Here is a 20051-nt window from a genome sequence, read left to right on the forward strand (position 1 = left end):
ATTAAAGAAATGGTGATGGTATGACAAATATTACTAAAGAAAGCAAGAAGGGTAACGTTGTTAAAGCGGCTAGTACAAGCCTTATTCATAGGTTGGTTAAGAATTTTTATGTGCCTATTTTAGCGGTTTTTTTATTGGTCGTATTTACGGTGTTTTTTCTTAATGACAAAACTATAAGCAGCAGCAATATTCAAATATCCTTTTTTATAGGCATTATACCGATATTAGGATATACTGTTTATTTAAAGTCCAGGAAAAAACTAGATACCGATTCCATTGCGGTTATGATCATAATTGTCGGAGTACTGTTGAGGGTGGTTTATACCTTATACACTCCTTTTACAATAAGGCAGCACGATGTTATAGGAAGTTCCTTTAATCATCTTGATTATATCAGGCAGATTGCCGATAAAATGTCTCTGCCGGATGTGGGCTATTGTCAGGCATACCATCCCCCATTACATCATGCTATTTCTGCCGTATTTTACAAGTTAGGAAAGGTAATTGGATTAAATGACTTTTACTCTTTTAGGCTTGTACAGTTAGAAATGATTTTTCTAAACAGCATGACACTTATTTATTTTTACAAAATAATAAAGGAGTTTAAGCCCAAGAAGCTGGTAACCCTGGCGGCCCTAGCTGTATTTGCGTTTTTTCCTTACAACATATACTTTGCATCCTTCTTAAACAATGATAATACAATGTACTTCTTCTATATTGTAACTGTATACTATATGATCAGATGGATGAAGAACAAAAGTGTCAAAAATGTTGTTCTATTGGGCTTATTTATGTCCCTTACCATACTTGCAAAAAAGAATGGAATAATACTTATTCCTGCTGTCTTCGCTGTTTTTGTTGCCGCATATATAAGAGATAAGGCAGGTGCTAAAAGTATAGTAAAACAGGCTGGTATTTTTTTGTTGGTTTCTGTACCATTATCTATAAGCTATTCCCTAAGAAATCTGGTTTTGTTTAATCAAGGGCTTATGTATGTACCTGAAGTTAATTTTGAAAAATATGCAAACACATTAAAGAACCTTTTCTATATACCCATTCAAGGTTTTAAGACACAGCCTTTTACACAGGACCCCTTTACAGGTAGAAGTGAGTTGTTTGCCGATTATGTTTTGAAATCCTCTTTATTTGGTGAATGGCGTTTTAATGGACTTGAGAGCATAGCAACCGCCTTGCTGATATCAACATCGGTTTTGATAATTATACTGGCAGCATATCTGATTGTTCAGAATAAAAAGCTTCTAAATGGGTATGGTTTTATATTTCTATTATGCCTGGTTCTGCCTTTTGCACTTTTGTTTCAATCCCGGTTATCAAATCCTGTGGTATGTGGACAAAACTTCAGGTATGCAGGTGTCGGTTTAATATCTGCAGCATTCTTTTATGGCCACGCGGTTAATAAATTCTCCAATTCAAGGTTCAAATTTATGAAATATGTACTTGCGTTTATTACTGTTGCATTTTGTCTAATTTCGGCTATTTTCGTCCTTAAAATAGGTACTGCATCACCCGAGGCATACCAGTTTAATTTCAATTAAAGCTATAAGCTGCAATTAAAAGAGAAAACTTTTTTAGTGAAAAAATGCTCCTATAAATCAAATTTATTCTATTGACACAATGCAATTACTGAGATATAATTCTCAATGTCAAAAATATTTAAGAGTGTTTTTTAAAAAACGATATCTCACATAATTGCCTGTGGATAAACATAAAAGTTATACACATTTTTTGCACATATAATTTTATTTACATAATACTAAAATGGTTAACAGGCTATAAATAAAGGGTTTTAAGGTTTTTATACTCAAATTAGTTATCCACAGTTGTGTGGATAAAGTCCACATATTAGTTGGTTTTGCTTTCTGGGAGTTGCAGTTTCCTGTCTAACATATCTTCAATTTTTTCGAAAACTTTATTATTAAAAAGAACGTTTTTATGGTTGGCAGCATCAAGGATGCTCCCGTTTAAAAAGTTTTCTATTGTCAGGTTGTTTTCACCTACATTAAAAATCTCAGTACCTATATTCCATTCGTCAAGACTTGCACTTTCGGCAGTTACTACCTCATCATACTGACCTAGTATGCTTCCTGTTTGGATAAATCTATTTAAACCGTTATTTAGGAGAGAGGGCAGTATCTTAGACAAAAGGGGGTTATCCGGCGTAAGATCTCTTATTCCCTGATCATTATAAAGGTTTGATCCTAAGGAAGCCCAATAGGAACCTTTGTGTGGAACAGAAACAAATATTATTTTATTGATATCATCCTTGCCTATATAACTGAGTGCACAGGTATAATATCTTGCTACAAGGCCTCCCATGCTGTGGGCTATTATATCAAATTTATTTATTTGTATTCCGTTAGCTAAATATATCTGTTTTTGTTTATTCAAGTAGCTGTCCAATTCTTTTGCACCGTTCTCAACACCCAATTCCGATTTATAGCCTGGAACCATGCATTCAAATTTTCTTTTTATCAAGAATTCCTTCATTCCCTCAAAGATATCGGGATGCTCCTGATATCCGTGCAGCAAAACAACAGGAGGTCTTATAAGCCTGACTTTTGTCATGCTATTCACACCTGTATCATGAATACTGGCTGTTATATTTACAGTAGTTTCAGCCTGCTTTGAGGTGTTCAATTGCTCTGGAGGTATATACTTTATGATCGCATCCCCCGTAGAATCTGTTCTTGACTGGGCAGGAAGCACATTTCCCACACCAGGACTTACAAAAAATCTCAACGGAATATCGGGGCACGGCTTTCCGTTTATGTCACGTACCTTGGCAACAAGAACCAATTGATTTTGGTTGTCGCATGAGATCGAGTTAACATTGGGATTAACTTTTGAGATACTTATTATAAGGTTATTAGCAAAGAAAATTTTGTATTTAATATAGTCAGAAATATTTTGGAGGCTTGATAATAAAGCTAATATCATCAGGATACCTAAACCGTATAAAATTGGTTTGAATTTTTTCATAAGCATCAACCTTTAACTTTATATATCTATAGTTAGATTATTAACACTTTCAAATTAAACATAGATATAAATATTATATAAATATAATGACAGTATATAAATGGAAATATTTTCATAAATTATTTTCAATTAATAAGGAAAAATAAAACGTAGTCTTTATATATAAAAAAGAGGAGATGATTAGTTTGAAGGTAAAAGAAATTATGACAAAAAATATAGCTTATGTTAATCCTATGAGTACAGTTGTTGAAGCTGCACAACTAATGCAGAAGCATAATGTGGGTGCTATTCCTGTTTGTGACCAGAATGGTGTTATAGGATTGGTCACCGACAGAGATATAGTCGTAAGGAATATCGCACATGGGAAAAGTCCAAGTGAAACACCTGTAAAGGATGTTATGACATCACAGGTTACAACAATATCCCCAGATACTGATATTGATGATGCAACAAAGATAATGTCTCAAAATCAAATAAGAAGGCTGCCTGTTGTGGAGAATAATATGCTTGTTGGAATACTTTCATTAGGTGATATGGCTGCTGATAACCGTTTTGATACAGAGGCATCAAAAGCACTTTCAGAAATATCAATACCAGCCAAGCCGGAGAAATTGAAAAAGCAATAAAAGTAAAGTGACTATTGCAGAAGATATAGCAAAAAGTTCTAGTAATAAAATAAGGTATTAGGATAATAATAATATCAGAAGTGCTTGATAAAACTTATATGATTTAAGTTTTAAGCATTTCGAAGTTAAACGAAATTGTCATAATGGTTTTGAATGACTAACGTTTAACGAAATTACACTGATATTACAGTTTGAAGGCATGCATGCTAAATAGCTATTGCTAATAAAGTTATTATATTAATCTTACATTTGGCAGTGCAAAATTATTTTTAATAATTTGTGATAGGCAAATGTATCGGATTAATGATAACTTAAACATTTGAAAATTGAATAACCTCTTACATTTGTCTGTCACATAATAATGTTATAGCTTTCGTTATAATCACTGCCAAATGTAAGACTGAATGCTTTTAATTGATGTTTGTATTTTAGCTTTAGTAAACTGAATTATGTGTAAAATTTAAAAAAACGAGGAGGTATTTGCTGTGAGTAGACACAGAAGCAGTATCATGTCTGATAAGCTTAAGACTGAGATAGCAAAGGAACTTGGAGTCTACAACACGGTTGAAACTGAAGGTTGGGGATCGGTATCGTCAAGGAACTGCGGTAACATTGTCAGGAAAGCTATTGAGATGGCCGAACGTAACTTTGAAGGAAAATAACCTCGTCAAATCGCTTATAATAAATACTTTGTAGTTTTAGTTTAAGCGAAAAATAAATTGTTCAATAAAATAGGATAGCTGGCTTTTTGCCGGCTATCCTATTTTATAAAGGTTGCAAAATCACATTGGGATTAGCTTTGTTCAGTAATTTTAGATATCCAATCTTATTTGGTTATCTTCCCGGTCTTCATCCTTCAGATAGCAACCCACTGCGGGAATGTTTTTTGTCCTGTAGTAGTCGAGGCTATTGAAATTAACTTCATTGATTGTTTTTACTTTTGTAAGCGTACTTCCCTTTTTAGAAAGAAGCACCTGAACGCCTTGAGAGTCTCTCGTAGTTTTGGGATTTATCGAGGAGGTATTGAATATCAACACCTTGTCAATATTGCTGTAAGCTACAAGATCAATATCTTCATTAATATACATAATGCTTATAAGAGGCGACAGATTGGAATATGCATTAGCCAGTTTTTTACGATTGGTTTTTGTAGCATAACTGTTTAAATCAATTTTGGCTGCTTTTCCATTTTCAAAGAAGAACAGCATATACCCCTTATAATCATCCGTTGCAGTCAGGTAAATGATCTTTTCATCAGCTTCCAGTTGAAGCACATTGGTAAGGTATTCGCCAAGGCTACTTGCCTTGCAGTCATTAAGCTCGTATGTTTTCATCTTATAGACCGTAAATTTGTTGGAGAAAAGGAGTAAATCCGATTTATTATGGGACTCCAGCTCCTGCATTATAAAGTCATCATCCTTAAGCTTGTGATCAGGACTTGTACGCAGTGATGTAAGAGCGATTTTCTTTAAATAGTTGTGGTCTGTAAGGAAAAGCTTTAAATTGTAATCCTCAATAAAGTGCTCATGGGTTATCTCCTCTATATGATGTTCATGGATTATCTCAGTACGCCTGTCATGACCATATTTTTTCATGACTTCAGAAAGCTGCTTAGTAATAATTTTGCGAATCTTCTTTTCGTCGCTATAAATCTTTTCAAGCTCTTCAATGTCCTTCTGCAGGTTTTCAATTTCGCTGACCCTGTTTAAAATGTACTCCTTATTCAGGTTCCTGAGCTTTATTTCAGCAATAAACTCAGCCTGGATATTATCAATTGTAAATCCGTTCATAAGGTTGGGAATTACTTGTGAATCCTCTTCTGTTTGCCTTATTATCTTAATTGCCTTGTCAATGTCCAAAAGTATTTTTCTAAGACCTAAGAGAAGATGGAGTTTATCTTTTTTCTTGCCAATATCAAAGAGGGTTTGACGTTTTATGCAGTTTATCCTGAAAATTGCCCACTCTCTGAGTATTTCCCTGATTCCCATAACCTTCGGACTGCCATTTACAAGGATGTTAAAATTACAGCTAAAAGAATCCTGCAGCGGGGTAAGTTTATACAGCTTATTCATTAACGCCTCGGGATCAGTATTTCTTTTAAGATCCAGAGTGATTTTCAGACCGCTCAGGTCTGTTTCATCGCGAACATCGGTTACGTCTTTTATCTTACCGTCCTTGACACAGTCAATGACTGAATCTATTATTGATTCAGTGGTTGTGGTATAAGGTATTTCATAAACCTCTATACAGTTGTTTTCCTTATCGAATTTGTACTTCGCACGGAGCTTGAAGCTGCCCCTTCCTGTATTATATATGTCATTTATGTCCTTTTCCACATAAATCAACTGACCACCTGTTGAAAGATCAGGGGCTTTCAAATATTGTAATATATCAACATTCTCATTGTTTATAAACTGTATGGCGGTCTCGCAAACTTCCCGTAGGTTAAAACTGCATATGTTGCTTGCCATTCCCACTGCTATGCCTTGATTTGCATTAACAAGCAAATTGGGGTAGGTTGTAGGAAACAAGGTGGGTTCCTTCATGGTACCGTCATAGTTATCTACAAAGTTAACAGCATTTTTTTCCAGATCTCTAAAAAGCTCCTCACAAATCTTATCAAGCTTAACCTCTGTATAACGAGGAGCTGCAAATCTCATATCCCTTGAGTACTGTTTCCCGAAGTTTCCCTTTGAATCTATATAAGGGTGAAGTAAAGCATCATTTCCCCGGGTCAATCTCACCAGTGTTTCATATATAGCCATATCACCATGGGGGTTGAGTTTCATTGTCTGGCCTACAACATTGGCAGACTTGGTTCTGTTCCCAGTAAGAAGGCCCATTTTGTACATGGTATAAAGAAGCTTCCTGTGGGAAGGCTTAAATCCGTCTATTTCGGGTATTGCCCTTGAAACTATGACACTCATAGCATAAGGCATGTAATTTTTCTCAAGCGTCTCAACAATTTTTTGCTCAATTTTATTTTTATGTGACATTGCGTATTTTCTCCTTAACTGTTTAAAACAATTAATCTATACATCAATCATACCTTAACTAACATCAATCATCTCAAGGTACTTGTAACCATGCTCTTCAATAAAGCTCTTTCTTCCCGGTAGATTGTCACCAAGAAGCAAATCAAAATACTCTGCGGTCTTTTTGTAGTCATCAGGTACAACTTGTATAAGCCTGCGGGTTTCCGGGTTCATAGTGGTTTGCCACATCATTTCAGGCTGATTCTCGCCAAGACCCTTTGAACGTTGGATTGAAAACTTCCCATTCATTTTAGCGGTAATTTCTACTTTCTCCTTGTCCGAATAAGCAAAATAAGACTTGTTTTTATATGTTATCTCATATAGAGGAGACTCAGCTATATAAACTTTTCCTTCCTGTATGAGAGTAGGGACCAGACGGTACAGCATGGCAAGTATCAGTGTACGTATCTGGAATCCGTCCACATCAGCATCGGTGCATATTATTATTTTGTCCCAGCGAAGATTGTTCATGTCAAAGGTGTTAAGATCCTTGTTATGCTTCGAATTTATTTCAACTCCGCACCCTAAGACCTTTAAAAGATCCACAATAATATCGTTTTTAAATATGCTGTCATACTCGGCCTTGAGGCAGTTTAATATTTTTCCCCTTACTGGCATAATTGCCTGAAACTCTGAATCCCTGCCAAGCTTACAAGAGCCTAAGGCTGAATCACCCTCAACTATATAAAGCTCTCGTTTTGACAAGTCCTTTGTCCTGCAGTCAACGAACTTTTTTACGCGGTTTGAAATATCAATTGTGCCGTTTAGCTTCTTTTTTATATTTATCCTCGTTTTTTCTGCTGTTTCTCTACTGCGTTTATTTACAATTACCTGTTCTAATATTTTTTCACTTTCCATTCTGTTTTCTATAAAATAGATTTCCAGCTGCTGTTTTAAGAAATCCGCCATTGCTTCTTGAATAAATTTGTTGGTTATGGATTTCTTGGTCTGGTTTTCATAGCTGGTAATTGTGGAAAACGAATTGGTTACCAGTATAAGGCTGTCCTGAATATCTGTAAATGTGATCCTTGCTTCGTCTTTATTGTACTTGTTTCTTGCTTTTAGGCATTTGTCAATTTCATATACCAAAGCAGCCTTTACTGCTTTATCAGGTGCACCACCGTATTCAAGGAAGCTGGAATTATGGTAGTATTCAAGAAGATTAATTTCATTATTGAAGCAAAAGGCAATCTGTATTTTAACCTTATACTCCGGTTTATCCTCCCTGTCTCTTCCTTTTGTAGATGTTTCATAGAACTGTACATCGGTAAAGCTCTTGTCACCGCTAATTTCTTTTATATAATCAACAATACCGTTTTCGTAATAGAATTCAAAGCCTTCTCCGGATTCTTCATCAAATAGCTTGAATAAAATGCCTGAGTTAACTACCGCCTGCTTTTTAAGGACTGTTTTGAAGTGCTCTAGTGGAATGTTTATATCTGTGAATACTTCCAGGTCAGGCTTCCACTTTATGCAGGTTCCTGTGCTTTTATAGCTGCATTTTTCTTTTTTCAAGCCGCCTATGTTTTCACCCTTTTCAAAGTGAAGATCGTGTTTAAACCCATCTCTGAAAACAGTGACATCCATATACTCGGAGCTGTATTGAGTTGCACAGCTCCCCAGACCGTTTAACCCAAGACTGAATTCGTAATTTTCCCCTGAATTGTTTTTATATTTGCCTCCGGCATAGAGTTCGCAGAAAACCAACTCCCAGTTGAACCTTTCCTCTTTTGGATTATAGTCAAGGGGAATTCCTCTTCCGTAGTCTTTAACCATTATGGAATTATCATTAAACCTTGTTACCTCTATAATATTGCCATAGCCTTCCTTTGCCTCGTCTATGGAATTTGAGAGTATCTCAAATACCGAATGCTGGCATCCTTCAAGGCCGTCAGAACCGAATATAACTCCTGGACGCAGTCTAACCCTGTCCGCCCCTTTTAATGAAGATATACTTTCATTACCATACTTGTCAGCTTTGGTGTTCTTTGTCATTAATAACCATCCTTTACCATTTTGCTACACTATATGATTTTATTGAATTATCAGTATTTTTGCAATACCTTTAGTCTTTGAAATTATTTCAACATAATAATTATTGCACGAACAGGTGTTCGTGTCAAGCGTAGTTGAGATATGAATGGGAAAGTTTCATTATTGTCCAGGAAATAGCTGTGCGGATTAAGAATGGAATTTATTTGGTCCCGTTACATGTGGAAACTGTAATTTATCATGGCGGGCTTCTATGGTTTTAAATCCGCATTGCGGTTTCATCTGTAAATGTTATAATAGGATTTGTAAATCTTTTATATAAAAATCAAATAAATTAATGATTTTTATATTGGTGATTGGTGATAAATAATTTTCCAGGGGTGAAAAAATGCGAAAAAGAATATTAGCACTATTATTTGTTTTAATTTTTTTATTTACACAAGTCTGTGACGTATATGCCAGGAGAAGCTATTCGGGAAGCAGAAGTTCTCGAAGCTCGGGCTTTTCAAGTTCAAAAAGCTATTCCGGGTCTTCCAGTAAAAGTACTAAGAGTACCAAGAGCTCTTCCGGATATTCGGGGTCATCAAGCTCTAAAAAGAGTTCTTCAAAGAGCTCAAGCAGCTCTGGAAGTTCGAGCGGTTCGAAGAGTTCCGGAAGCTCAAGCGGTTGGAGCAGTTCCAGCAGTTCGACCGGAAGTGCTTCAAAAAGCAGCAAGTTAAATTCCTCAAAGAAAACATACATGGAGGATACTTATAAAAAGCAGGCATCTGTTAAGAAGTATAATGCCAGCTTAAATGCGGATCAGAAAAAGGTTTATGATTTGTCGATGAAGAAAAAGTATAATGTAAGCAACAGGATGGATTTTGAAGAAGCTTTGAAGACAAGGCCCCAGAGGATAAATTATTATAGCTCCAGGACTGTAATAGTCAACTATAACACAGGCTATTTCAGAAGTCCTTTCTCCTACGGGTATGCATCAGTCGGGCCCTGGGATTTGTGGTTTCTTATGAGAGCATCCGAACTATTTTGGTATCATCATTGGATGGACATTCATCCGTACAAAAACTACTTTGATGCTGCACATTTTGCTCAGATGGAGGCGAGGGTAAGGGCATTGGAGGCAAGAAACATAGCAAGGGATGACGACTATTTAGATTCTGATGTTGATCCTGATCTCCAGTTTTCAGACGATTATCAGCGAAGAAATGTTGATACTATCTATTACTCTAACAGATATCCTTCAAGAGTGGGTAATCCAATAGTAACAATAATAATAATACTAATAATAATTGTAATCCTTATAGCTATCATAAGGAGAGTTTCGCGGCCTAAAAAACCAAGGGGTCAGAGCAGGATGTATTAATATGATTGTTGCATTAATATGACTGGTACTCAAAAAGGAGGCATAAAATGTTCGGATTTAATAAAAGCTCGGTAATAACAAAAGTGTATAACCCATTGCAGATAACGCCAAATTCCATGGTTGAGTTCAATGTGGGAGAGCTTAAAAACAAAGGTATTTTCAAGTTTATGAAAGTAATTGAGATGAATGTAGGAGAAAAGTCCTATTCAAGATATGTTATATATTCAAAATCGGAAAACACCGAGTATGTCCTTGAGGTTTTCAAGGATAACAATGATAGTTTGGAAACTTACTTATACAGTATGGTAGATACCATACCCTTTGATGAGGATTTTTTGTTTAACGTGGCTGGTCAAAGATATCTCACATCACCGGAAGGGGATGAGTATGAGAGATGCTATATGCCTGAGGAAGAAGACCGAATCGATGGAATATCAGGACGGATCAGGGTTTATGATGTTCAATCGGAGGATGTAGAGCGTGAGATACGCGTAAAGCTGTGGGACTACAGCAGATCTGTGGACGGCAGGGATGAATACCTAAATGTTGAAATGCTTGAGGATACAGGAATGTTCAGGATCTTTGTCGGAGAAATGATTGAAGATATATTCTATAAGGTTTATCAGGGAGAATAATACTATTTATAAGGAGGGGTAGTGATGGATTTACGAGGCTACTTGGAGTTTTTAGGCAATAACTTGTTATTTAATATACCTATTATTTTAATAGGATTCATACTGGGATGGTTTATGTATTCTAAGATAATTCTGCGAAAAATAAATCTAAAGGACGCATTGTTTGAAAAGGATAACCTTGCAGCATGGATTGAGTTTTTAGGGGCGTTTATATTCCCCACTCTATACCTGGCAGCAAAGGCAATTGAAGGACCTGCTCATGAAGATGTATTTATGGATCTTTTGATTTGTATTGGTTATGAAGCAGGATTTATAGTCCTTTTTACCGTTTTGCGTCTGTTTTCCAACCTGGCAATAAGACAGATAAGCCCGCCGGATATTGAAGGCAAAATAAGCCTTAACAACGAGGTTTACAATCAGAAAAACGTAGCTGCTTCATTGTTTTCAGCAACGCTTTCAATTGTATCGGTAAGTGTAATAATGTTTATGGACTTCATGCCGGAAGAATTATTTTCATCTCTCTTTAAGATGCTGACGGTTGTTGTTTATTCATTAATGGCACTGATTGTATATGAGATGGTTTTAAGATCAAAAACAACTCTTTTTAAAGAAATATTCGTAGATAATAACCCTGCAGCAGGGGTGGCACTTGGAGGGTTTGTTCTGGCAGTTGAAACTATCCTGACTCATATTATACAGTATCAGTTGGAGTTTGATTTTATCGATCTTATGGTGGTATGTGCTATCGGGCTGGCGGTTTTTCTAGTATTGGCATATTTAATGAAATGGATTTTTGCAGCTATTTTGAAGGTGAATATATGGGCGGAGGTTTATGAGCAGAACAATATGGGAGCTGCCATAGGCCAGGTTGTTTTATATGTTTCCATAGCCAACATAATTATACACTTTTTAAAGTAGAATATAAAAATTAAAAACCTCTTGTTCCGACGAACAAGAGGTTTTTGTTTTAGTTGCGGGAGCTGGACTTGAACCAACGGCCTTCGGGTTATGAGCCCGACGAGCTACCGACTGCTCCACCCCGCGATAATTTAACGTGCTTTAATAATGTAACACACATTCTTGCAAATGTAAATGTTAATTTTTGGGTTAGCTTAATACTTGGTCAATATAAGTATATACACTTTAGTGATTTATTATGCGTGAAATATTGTTATTTGATGTTTTTCGGGCAAAAAGAAAGAACAAGATGAATCAATGAAAAATATTATTTTATCTTAGTAGACCTAGGTGAAATAAAAGACCAAGTCAAAGCTGCCTATAACAGACTTATGAGCTATTTACAGTATTTTGAAAAGTTTTTTGATTTAACAAATTATTTTAATTAAGTTTGTTTATTATGTAGGCTGGAGAGGCGTATCTATAGGTTATTCTAGGTTTATACATCAATTAGATATGCCTTTCAGCTTTCCATATTGTGTGTTAGAATTAAATTATAATTTATAATATAGCATAAGGGGCATATGTGATGAGACAGGGCAAAAGGTTAGTTTCAATGATTATTATAATTACGATAGGATTGCTTTTATCTTCCTGTGTAAATATTACCGGATTATTAGGCAGTTCGGACTGCGATGGTAAATTATTTGACGGTATTAAATATGAAAACCTGGAGATGATTAAGGAAGCTATTGATGATGGAGCTGACATAAATAAGTTGAAGGGAATCATTACTCCGGAGACCAATCCATTATGGCTTGCATATAATCATGCACAAAACAACAATTTAAGAGTGCCTGAGTATCTTGTTAAGATTGGGGCAGATGTTAATTATACTACATCTGAAGGTTCAACTTATTTATTGTGGGCAGCAAGTAATATAGATGTACATAAATGTGAATTTTTAATAAAGCATGGAGCCAAAATTGATATAGAGTGTAATGGCTACACTGCACTTGAACGTGTACTTAATAATAATGGTAGGGCAACAGCGACAGAAAAAAACATCGACACAATAGTTACTATGCTTTTGGAACATGGGGCTAAAATCAGGCCTGTTACGTTAAAAGCTGCATTGGAGGGAAGAAGTACATATATTACACCAAACCTGGGAGTACAGAAAAGGATACTGGAAGGCCTAATAAAGGAAGGATACCAATCAGGGCTTGATCCTACTTTGGAGGCAGCAATGCTTGGACAATCATCAAAACTAATTGAATTTGTAAAAGAAAATAAAATTAAAAGAGACGATGAGTGGAAGATATTATTTTTTACTGCTGCTTTTGGCAGTGTGGAGACAATCAAACTGTTGGAATTAAAAGGACTTGACTTAAGCTATACTGATAAGAATAAGTATACGCCTCTTATGATTGCCTCGTATTATGGGAACCTTGATGTTGTTAAATATTTAGTAAGTAAAGGGGTTAACATTCAAGCACGAGACTCAAGCGATAACTCAGCTTTGAATTTTGCAGTAATTAATGGTCAACTTGACACGGTTGAGTATTTGATAAAAAGAGGATCGAACATTAAGCCATTTGAGCCTGAATTGGGAGGAGAAGTCAATGTATTGTTTGACGCTGCTGAAAACGGAAATGTTAAAATAATTCAAATGATACTTGATCATGGTTTTCCAGTAAATGATGATGTCTTATGGAGAGCTGCTCAGAGAGCATGCACAAAGAAAAATTATGAGGCATTTAAATTCTTTTTGGCTAATGGTGTTGACCTTTACAAGAAACATGATGTTTATGGCGATTTATTTCCAGTCCTTTCTGACTTAAATGATATTAAATTCTTTCTTGATTTAGGGGTAAATATTAATGGATTCAGGAATGAAGGAGACTTTCTAAGGGGAGCTATTTCTTATGGAAATGCAGAAGCCGTGGAATATTTGCTCAAGAATGGTGCAGATATGGATGACATTGATGGATATAGTGCTTTAATGACTGCAATTTCTGTCGGGGATTTTAATATTGTTAAAATGCTAGTGGAGAAAGGATCTAATCTGGAGTTTCAAAATGAGTGGAATAACCGGAATACAGCAATAATTACGGCTGGTGAAAATGGGAGCAGGAACATACTGGAATATGTAATAAAAAAGGGAGCAAACATCAATTACCAGAACAATAAGGGTGAAACTGCATTAATACGAGCTGTTTCCTGCGGCTGGGAAGATAACGTCAGAGTTTTAGTTGAAAATAAGGCTGATATGAATTTGAAAGACAAAGATGGACGCACAGCTATGGATTATGCTAAAAATTTAAAAAACAAAAACATAGCTAAAATTCTAAGCAAGGTAAAATAACTTAATGAAAACAAAAAGGAGAGCTAAGCTCTCCTCTAAATTACCACCTGTTACCACCGCCGAAGCTTCTTCCGCCGCCTCTGTTGTTATTGCTTCTCTGCTGCTTTCTTGCTCTTCTGCAGTCAGGACATCTTTGTGGTTCATTTTCAAATCCCTTTTCTTTGTAGAAAGCCTGCTCGCTTTCATTGAAAATGAAATCTGTGTTGCAATCCTTGCAAGTTATAGTTTTATCAGCCATGTCTATATACCTCCCTTTATTTATTTGGATCTAATTATTCCTGACTTTTCACTCCAAAAAATTAAAGAGAGTTATATTCAGAAAATCAATCCGACTTATATAGAGACTAACTTCATAAGTATATCACAATATTTTATATTAAGCAACATTTGTTAAAATATTTCAAAATATTTACAAGTTATTTACAAAGATAATAAACGTTTATCATAACTTTAAAGATAATATACTTTATACATGCATCCAAATGTAAATACCTGACTAAGATAATCTTACATTTGCAGCTTGCGGACCACGCTGGCCTTTTTCCAAATCAAATTCAACTTTTTGGCCTTCTGAAAGTGACTTATAGCCCTCTCCTTTAATTGCAGAGAAGTGTACAAAAACATCTTCTCCGTTATCCCTTTCAATAAATCCAAAGCCTTTTTCCGAACTAAACCATTTCACTGTACCAATCATTCAGTACTGTACCTCCTAAAAATCTAATGATTTAAGCATGTAAATACCATGCTTACTAGTATATTATGTCAAAATATTACGTTGGTTATTCATATTTTGTTGTATAAAGGTTTATAAATTTAGTTAAACTCATTCATTTGTTAAAACATTTCACTTTTATGCCGATAAAAATATTGGTTTGATTCTTAAAATAAAGGAGCAGAATCAATGTTTATAAAACCTGGTGAAATTATCTCCATAAGCCATCATTCAACCAATGTTTTAAGGAGTCAGGTAATTGATGTACAGGATCATGAAAGTGGAAGACAGCTTATAACTGTTAAAATCATGAGAGAGTTTGCAGACTGCATGTTGTTTGAAGGCGATACAATAGCCATAGCTTTCAAGTGCAGTGATAGTATTTATACTACAAGCTGCCATATCGTTAATATAAATATAGATAAGAATGCATTAGAGCTGGTGGTAGAAAACGAAGAATATGTTATTAATAACAGGGCCTTCGAAAGATTTCCGGTATCATTGTACTCCAGCATATTTTTAAGAAACGGCAAGTCTGAATTTATAGCTGTAGTGAAAAACATAAGCTTTAATGGTCTTTTAATATGCTCTAAAAAGGATATTGAAGCCAAGCAAAATATTGATGTGAAAATGTATCTGGATAATACTCCTGTTAATTTAACAGCAGAGATAGTTTGGTCCGCGAGAAATGAATATGTGTATGACTATGGGCTTAGAATTATTCACATGGAGTATGGTCAGCAAAATGTGTTGAGAAGGTACTTGGAAAAACTTAAGTCCCAACAGGAGTGTATAATTGAAGGAGACTAATAACATTATTTATAAAAATATTTAACTTTATGGTAGGAGGGGCCTTGCTGACTGGCATATGTATGCTATAATATAAATTATTTACTAAATACCTAAGTATTCTAGGGGTGAATTTTATTAATATAATTGGAAATCTTGAATCCATTAGGGAATCAGTACTTACTGAAATTGAAGGCATTTTTGATATGACTTTTGAATCGGGAGACCTGATACCTCAAGAACTTGTTCAAAAGCTTACTTTTTTTACTCAAAAAATAAACAGAGAAATTGCTGTTTATCTTGACAGAAAGGGAAATGTTACCGATATTAGCATTGGAGACAGCTCAACGGTATCACTGCCTGAGCTTGAGGGACGCAAAAGCAAAATGCGGCTTTCAGGTATACGGTGTATTCATACCCACCCAAACGCTACAGGGCAATTATCATCTGTAGATATAAGCTCCCTGGTAAATCTCAGGCTTGATGCTATGATTGCTTTGGGAGTAAAGGATGGAGAGCTCACTGAGGCCTATGTTTCCGTAGCTTCAAGGGATGAATCGGGGGAATTTAACTCTGCGGATATTTTTGGGCCTTTTCAGCCCCAAGACCCTGAGCTGGATTATATATTCGGGCTTATACTTGAGCGGGATAAAAACAGCAAATCTGCCTTCTATGAAAATGATCTTGAAGCGGAGAAAGCTATTCTTGTAGGTTTGGAAACGTTGTCCGGTAGGATGATCGGTGATAAAAGTGAAGCGGAGAGATCCCTTGATGAGTTGGAAGAGCTTGCAAACACTTCCGGTGCTGTTGTTATAGACAAAATACTTCAGAAAAAGCCTGTTAAAGATCCTGCCTTCTATATCGGAAGAGGAAAGGCAGAAGAGATAGGGCTTTTGTGCCAGGCATCAGGGGTGGATACACTGATTTTCGATGTGGAGCTTTCTGGAGCACAGGTTAGGAATATAGAGGATGTAACAGGAGCAAAAGTTGTTGACAGGACTACTCTGATACTGGATATATTTGCCCAGAGGGCACGATCTAAAGAAGGCAAGCTCCAGGTGGAGTTGGCACAGCTAAAGTATAGGCTCCCCAGACTTATCGGTATGGGAGGTCAATTATCAAGGCTAGGTGGAGGTATAGGTACAAGAGGGCCAGGGGAAAAGAAGCTGGAAGTTGACAGACGTCATATTAGAAGGCGGATTAACTTTCTCGAATCTGAGCTCAACCAATTAAGTATAAGAAGAAGCCGTACAAGGGAAGCGAGAAAAAAGAATACGGTCCCTTCGATAGCATTGGTGGGCTATACAAACGCAGGCAAGTCAACTTTAATGAATAAGCTTTGCAATTCTGATGTGTTTGCTGAAGATAAACTTTTTGCAACATTAGATCCAACTGCAAGAAAGTTTCATCTAGCTGATGGTAAAACTGCCCTCCTTGTTGACACTGTAGGATTTATCAGAAAGTTGCCCCATGAGCTGGTGGAAGCGTTTAAGTCTACATTGGAAGAGGTTGTGTATTCCGATGTTTTGCTGCATGTGGTGGATGCGGCTAATGAGGAGGCCGAAGAGCAAATTGCTGTTGTCATGGGTATATTGGACAGCCTGGAAGCTCTACAAAAGCCCATGGTTCTGGTTTTAAACAAGGTTGATATGCTTGAGGGCACGCACAATATCAGAATACCTGATAGAGATTGTAAAATTTATGAGATTTCAGCAGTTACAGGGCAAGGAATCCCAGAGCTTATTTTAGGAATTTCGGAATTGCTTTCGGAGAATGAAACGGACGTAGAGTTTACCATACCATACAGTGAAGGATGGGTTCTGCCGTACCTATATGAAAACGGGAAGGTGTCTCAAACTGAGTATATAGAGGATGGAATAAAGGTTAGGGCTGTAATTAGAAACACAAAAATTGATAAAATTAAAAAGTATTTATAAGGATTAAAAAGATTTTACTTTTGATATATAAAAAAAGTAAGATCTTTTTTATTAATTAAAACTTTTCATTGAATTAATGTACAATAAATAGTAATATAATATATAAGAAGTAATATTTTCTATTTTAACAAATTAAAAGCATTAATAATTGTTTTTAATAAAATCTAAAACTTGCATTTAATATACTAAAGCTAATATTCCCATAAAATTAATTTTTAGGTGCTTTTGGGCTATTGCACCTTGAAATACGTATTCATAATATAATTGAAAGGGGTTTTATATATGCTTGTAAGGAATTGTGCAGGTGGAGTTGTTTTTTACAACAATAAGGTTTTTCTTTTAAAGAACGAGAAGGACGAGTGGGTTCTACCAAAAGGTATTATTAGAAAAGGTGACTTTTCAAGTGAAGTAGCCATAAGAAGAGTAAAGGAAGAGGCCGGAATATCTGCTGAAATAGTAACAACTGCTGGATGTACAAATTACGAATTCTTTTCTGTAACACGTCAAAGACCTGTCTATAACAAAATTACTTGGTATATAATGAGATCCTCAAATGAAGATTACAAAATTAATACTGATGAGCAATTTACTGACGGCGGTTATTTTGAAATTGATGACGCCATAAGACGTATTACTTACAGTCAGGATAAATCCCTTGTTAACCTTTCTTTTAAAAAAATTAAAGAGATTGAATGTATTACAGTTTAGGAGATAAAAAATATAAAAATAAATTAATTTTATTTAAATTCTTTAATCAATAAAATATTAGTGCTAATATAAAAGATAGCGGTAGATAAAATATTGCTATCTTTTTAGTGTACAAATAATTTATAGGAATGAGAGTAAGCACGATTGGTTAAGGAATATAAAACAGTATTAAATGAAGCAGTGGCACAAATAGAAGAAAAAAAGTCCAAATTTATTGCATCGGTAAAGCCTGTAATATGCGAAGAAGAAGCGTTGGAATTTATTAACCGGCTCAAGACACAGTACTGGGATGCTACCCATAACGTATATGCCTATCATATATGTGCAGATAATGTGATCCAACGGTTCAGTGATGACGGAGAACCTTCCGGTACCGCAGGAATACCTGTTCTTGAGGTCATAAAGAGAACGGGTATACAGAATGTAGTAGTTGTGGTAACAAGGTACTTTGGGGGGACATTGCTTGGGGCAGCAGGGCTTATCAGGGCTTATGGCAAATGTGCGGCAGCAGGAATTGAGGCAGCCAACATAATAAAAAGGCTGTTGTGCCAGCAGGTTACTATTATAGTTGAGTATACTATATTTGGAAAAGTACAGAACAGGTTAATGGCCGGTGATTATATCATAAAAGAAATTAATTATGAGCAAGATGTAGAATTAACAGTGTATATCCCTGTTGATATGGTAGGGGTGTTTATAGATAATATGACCGAACTAACTAATGCAAGAGCAATTGTTGATGTTAAAGGTGAGGTTTATGTAACTGTAGATGAAAATGGAAGGATTATAGAAATTTAAGAGTTACCATATAACTCACATTTTAATATATATCCGAAAATTCGATATTTATTGCCTCTATTATCCTATGCCCGTTGCTGGAATTAACCGTTACAGGCTCCCTTGACTCACAGTTTAATAGTACGGGCAATTCTATTATGAATTCGCTTCCATGGCCCTCCTCGCTATTTAGGCTAATGTTTCCGTTGTGAAGACTTACAAATGATTTTACAAGAGAAAGCCCGATTCCACTGCCTTCGTTTTCGCGGGTCAGACTGCTGTTTGTTTGCTTAAAACGGTCAAAAATCTCTGAATGAAGACTTTTAGGGATACCAGGACCTGTATCCTTTACAGAAACAAGAACACTGTCTCCATTTCGCTTTATATTTATAAAAATTTTACCTCCTGCCGGAGTAAACTTAATTGCATTCGATAACAGGTTTAGTATTATTCTTTCTATTTTATCCACATCCACCGACATGAATATTTCTTCTTCTTCGGTATCGAATTCCATTATTAATCCCTTTTGATTTGAGTAAGGCGCAATGGATTGTACAATTTCCTCAATCAAATACACTATATTATAATTTATTGTATTAAGTTTAATAAAGCCTGAATCCATTCTGGTTATGTCAAGCAGATTGTTTATTAGCCTTAGTAGTCGATAACAGTTATGCTTGATAGTTTTATGGTATTTTGATGATTTTCTTTTATCGTTTATGTAAGGAGGGCATTTTGCTTCAATCAATTGTATAGCCCCCAGAATAATACTTATGGGTGTCTTTAACTCGTGAGATATGTTGGAAAAGAACTCGGTTTTTCTTTTGTCATTTTCAGTCAGTTGCTTATTGAGTATGGTTAGTTCTTCTAAAAGCTTTAGTTGAGAAGGAGCCAAATCTGGATGTAATTCCTTCCCGCAATCCTCGCGGGAACTTTTGCTCGAAGGATTGTGTTTCAGAAATTGTATAATAGCTAACGAAGCTACCAGTATTACTATTGTAATAAGTTGTATAAATATAAAGCTATCAGAGCTCAGCATAAGGCTGCTGTAAAGAAAGTAGAACAGAGCAAAAAAAACGATGGCAACAGATATGACCATTAATAGCTTTATCAATATTTTGTAGGTATGGTTTGTTAATTTTATATGATTAAATCTTTTAGGCATGTAATTAACTCCTTCGATAACCATAAAATAACATATATATAATACAT

The 20051-nt window shown here is 35.6% G+C and carries 17 protein-coding genes and 1 tRNA gene; 11 read left to right on the forward strand and 7 right to left on the reverse strand.

Annotated elements, in window-relative coordinates:
• The first annotated feature begins 20 nt into the window (after positions 1-20).
• On the forward strand, positions 21-1556 hold the full coding sequence (locus tag VIO64_RS14225) for an ArnT family glycosyltransferase (protein ID WP_331919357.1): 1536 nt from the start codon (positions 21-23) through the stop codon (positions 1554-1556).
• A gap of 307 nt (positions 1557-1863) precedes the next feature.
• Here VIO64_RS14225 and VIO64_RS14230 read toward each other — a convergent pair whose 3' ends face one another.
• A complete protein-coding gene (locus VIO64_RS14230) occupies positions 1864-3000 on the reverse strand; it encodes an alpha/beta hydrolase (RefSeq protein ID WP_331919359.1) in 1137 nt (378 codons plus the stop codon).
• A gap of 185 nt (positions 3001-3185) precedes the next feature.
• On the opposite strand from VIO64_RS14230, the gene VIO64_RS14235 reads away from it, so the two are divergent.
• A complete protein-coding gene (locus tag VIO64_RS14235) occupies positions 3186-3626 on the forward strand; it encodes a CBS domain-containing protein (RefSeq protein WP_331919361.1) in 441 nt (146 codons plus the stop codon).
• 509 nt (positions 3627-4135) lie between these two features.
• A complete protein-coding gene (locus tag VIO64_RS14240) occupies positions 4136-4288 on the forward strand; it encodes a small, acid-soluble spore protein, alpha/beta type (protein ID WP_414705291.1) in 153 nt (50 codons plus the stop codon).
• 150 nt (positions 4289-4438) lie between these two features.
• Here VIO64_RS14240 and VIO64_RS14245 read toward each other — a convergent pair whose 3' ends face one another.
• The gene (locus VIO64_RS14245; protein WP_331919365.1) at positions 4439-6622 is read right to left on the reverse strand and encodes a DNA topoisomerase (ATP-hydrolyzing) subunit A; all 2184 of its coding nucleotides are present in this window, start codon (positions 6620-6622) and stop codon (positions 4439-4441) included.
• A 54-nt stretch (positions 6623-6676) separates the two neighbouring features.
• Positions 6677-8656 carry a DNA gyrase/topoisomerase IV subunit B gene (locus VIO64_RS14250; RefSeq protein WP_331919367.1) on the reverse strand — a complete coding sequence of 660 codons (1980 nt, stop codon included), beginning with the start codon at positions 8654-8656 and terminating at the stop codon, positions 6677-6679.
• A 385-nt stretch (positions 8657-9041) separates the two neighbouring features.
• Here VIO64_RS14250 and VIO64_RS14255 point away from each other — a divergent pair, with 385 nt between their 5' ends.
• The 3 genes from VIO64_RS14255 to VIO64_RS14265 are packed head-to-tail and all read left to right on the forward strand — an operon-like array spanning position 9042 to position 11569.
• Positions 9042-10016, forward strand: coding sequence for a hypothetical protein (locus VIO64_RS14255; RefSeq protein WP_331919369.1), 975 nt, complete (start codon positions 9042-9044; stop codon positions 10014-10016).
• A 47-nt stretch (positions 10017-10063) separates the two neighbouring features.
• Entirely contained in the window at positions 10064-10651 is a 588-nt protein-coding gene (locus tag VIO64_RS14260) for a hypothetical protein (protein ID WP_331919371.1), read from the forward strand.
• Positions 10652-10675: 24 nt separating this feature from the next.
• Complete coding sequence (locus tag VIO64_RS14265) at positions 10676-11569, forward strand: hypothetical protein (protein ID WP_331919373.1); 894 nt, start codon at positions 10676-10678, stop codon at positions 11567-11569.
• Positions 11570-11622: 53 nt separating this feature from the next.
• Here the strand turns inward: VIO64_RS14265 and VIO64_RS14270 are convergent.
• Positions 11623-11695: transfer RNA gene (locus tag VIO64_RS14270), tRNA-Met, on the reverse strand.
• Between the two features lie 442 nt (positions 11696-12137).
• Here VIO64_RS14270 and VIO64_RS14275 point away from each other — a divergent pair.
• The gene (locus VIO64_RS14275) at positions 12138-13916 is read left to right on the forward strand and encodes an ankyrin repeat domain-containing protein (protein WP_331919375.1); all 1779 of its coding nucleotides are present in this window, start codon (positions 12138-12140) and stop codon (positions 13914-13916) included.
• Between the two features lie 40 nt (positions 13917-13956).
• Here the strand turns inward: VIO64_RS14275 and VIO64_RS14280 are convergent, their stop codons facing one another.
• Together VIO64_RS14280 and VIO64_RS14285 are read right to left on the reverse strand one after the other, a co-directional pair.
• Positions 13957-14154: a zinc-ribbon domain-containing protein gene (locus VIO64_RS14280; protein ID WP_331919377.1), complete on the reverse strand. Its 198-nt coding sequence runs from the start codon at positions 14152-14154 to the stop codon at positions 13957-13959.
• 258 nt (positions 14155-14412) lie between these two features.
• Positions 14413-14610: a cold-shock protein gene (locus tag VIO64_RS14285; RefSeq protein ID WP_331919379.1), complete on the reverse strand. Its 198-nt coding sequence runs from the start codon at positions 14608-14610 to the stop codon at positions 14413-14415.
• Positions 14611-14817: 207 nt separating this feature from the next.
• Here VIO64_RS14285 and VIO64_RS14290 point away from each other — a divergent pair, with 207 nt between their 5' ends.
• The 4 genes from VIO64_RS14290 (at position 14818) to VIO64_RS14305 (ending at position 18860) form a co-directional block, all read left to right on the forward strand.
• Positions 14818-15438: a PilZ domain-containing protein gene (locus VIO64_RS14290; RefSeq protein ID WP_331919381.1), complete on the forward strand. Its 621-nt coding sequence runs from the start codon at positions 14818-14820 to the stop codon at positions 15436-15438.
• Between the two features lie 185 nt (positions 15439-15623).
• Positions 15624-17354: a GTPase HflX gene (hflX, locus tag VIO64_RS14295; RefSeq protein ID WP_331919383.1), complete on the forward strand. Its 1731-nt coding sequence runs from the start codon at positions 15624-15626 to the stop codon at positions 17352-17354.
• Positions 17355-17636: 282 nt separating this feature from the next.
• Complete coding sequence (locus VIO64_RS14300) at positions 17637-18062, forward strand: NUDIX hydrolase (RefSeq protein WP_331919385.1); 426 nt, start codon at positions 17637-17639, stop codon at positions 18060-18062.
• A 144-nt stretch (positions 18063-18206) separates the two neighbouring features.
• Complete coding sequence (locus tag VIO64_RS14305; RefSeq protein ID WP_331919387.1) at positions 18207-18860, forward strand: YigZ family protein; 654 nt, start codon at positions 18207-18209, stop codon at positions 18858-18860.
• A gap of 22 nt (positions 18861-18882) precedes the next feature.
• On the opposite strand, the gene VIO64_RS14310 is transcribed toward VIO64_RS14305, so the two are convergent.
• A complete protein-coding gene (locus VIO64_RS14310; protein ID WP_331919389.1) occupies positions 18883-20004 on the reverse strand; it encodes a HAMP domain-containing sensor histidine kinase in 1122 nt (373 codons plus the stop codon).
• Positions 20005-20051 lie beyond the last annotated feature (47 nt).

Origin of the sequence: Pseudobacteroides sp., from assembly GCF_036567765.1 — a bacterium.
Taxonomy (GTDB): Bacteria; Bacillota; Clostridia; order Acetivibrionales; family DSM-2933; genus Pseudobacteroides.

Bases quoted from the DNA above. Each gene is read 5' to 3' on its own strand.
- VIO64_RS14240 (WP_414705291.1), top strand. From the start codon at position 4,136: ATGTCTGATAAGCTTAAGACTGAGATAGCAAAGGAACTTGGAGTCTAC.
- VIO64_RS14275 (WP_331919375.1), top strand. From the start codon at position 12,138: ATGAGACAGGGCAAAAGGTTAGTTTCAATGATTATTATAATTACGATA.
- VIO64_RS14310 (WP_331919389.1), bottom strand. From the start codon at position 20,004: ATGCCTAAAAGATTTAATCATATAAAATTAACAAACCATACCTACAAA.
- VIO64_RS14260 (WP_331919371.1), top strand. From the start codon at position 10,064: ATGTTCGGATTTAATAAAAGCTCGGTAATAACAAAAGTGTATAACCCA.
- VIO64_RS14285 (WP_331919379.1), bottom strand. From the start codon at position 14,610: ATGATTGGTACAGTGAAATGGTTTAGTTCGGAAAAAGGCTTTGGATTT.
- VIO64_RS14280 (WP_331919377.1), bottom strand. From the start codon at position 14,154: ATGGCTGATAAAACTATAACTTGCAAGGATTGCAACACAGATTTCATT.
- VIO64_RS14255 (WP_331919369.1), top strand. From the start codon at position 9,042: ATGCGAAAAAGAATATTAGCACTATTATTTGTTTTAATTTTTTTATTT.
- VIO64_RS14225 (WP_331919357.1), top strand. From the start codon at position 21: ATGACAAATATTACTAAAGAAAGCAAGAAGGGTAACGTTGTTAAAGCG.
- VIO64_RS14230 (WP_331919359.1), bottom strand. From the start codon at position 3,000: ATGAAAAAATTCAAACCAATTTTATACGGTTTAGGTATCCTGATGATA.
- VIO64_RS14265 (WP_331919373.1), top strand. From the start codon at position 10,676: ATGGATTTACGAGGCTACTTGGAGTTTTTAGGCAATAACTTGTTATTT.
- VIO64_RS14290 (WP_331919381.1), top strand. From the start codon at position 14,818: ATGTTTATAAAACCTGGTGAAATTATCTCCATAAGCCATCATTCAACC.
- VIO64_RS14250 (WP_331919367.1), bottom strand. From the start codon at position 8,656: ATGACAAAGAACACCAAAGCTGACAAGTATGGTAATGAAAGTATATCT.
- VIO64_RS14300 (WP_331919385.1), top strand. From the start codon at position 17,637: ATGCTTGTAAGGAATTGTGCAGGTGGAGTTGTTTTTTACAACAATAAG.
- VIO64_RS14245 (WP_331919365.1), bottom strand. From the start codon at position 6,622: ATGTCACATAAAAATAAAATTGAGCAAAAAATTGTTGAGACGCTTGAG.
- hflX (WP_331919383.1), top strand. From the start codon at position 15,624: ATGACTTTTGAATCGGGAGACCTGATACCTCAAGAACTTGTTCAAAAG.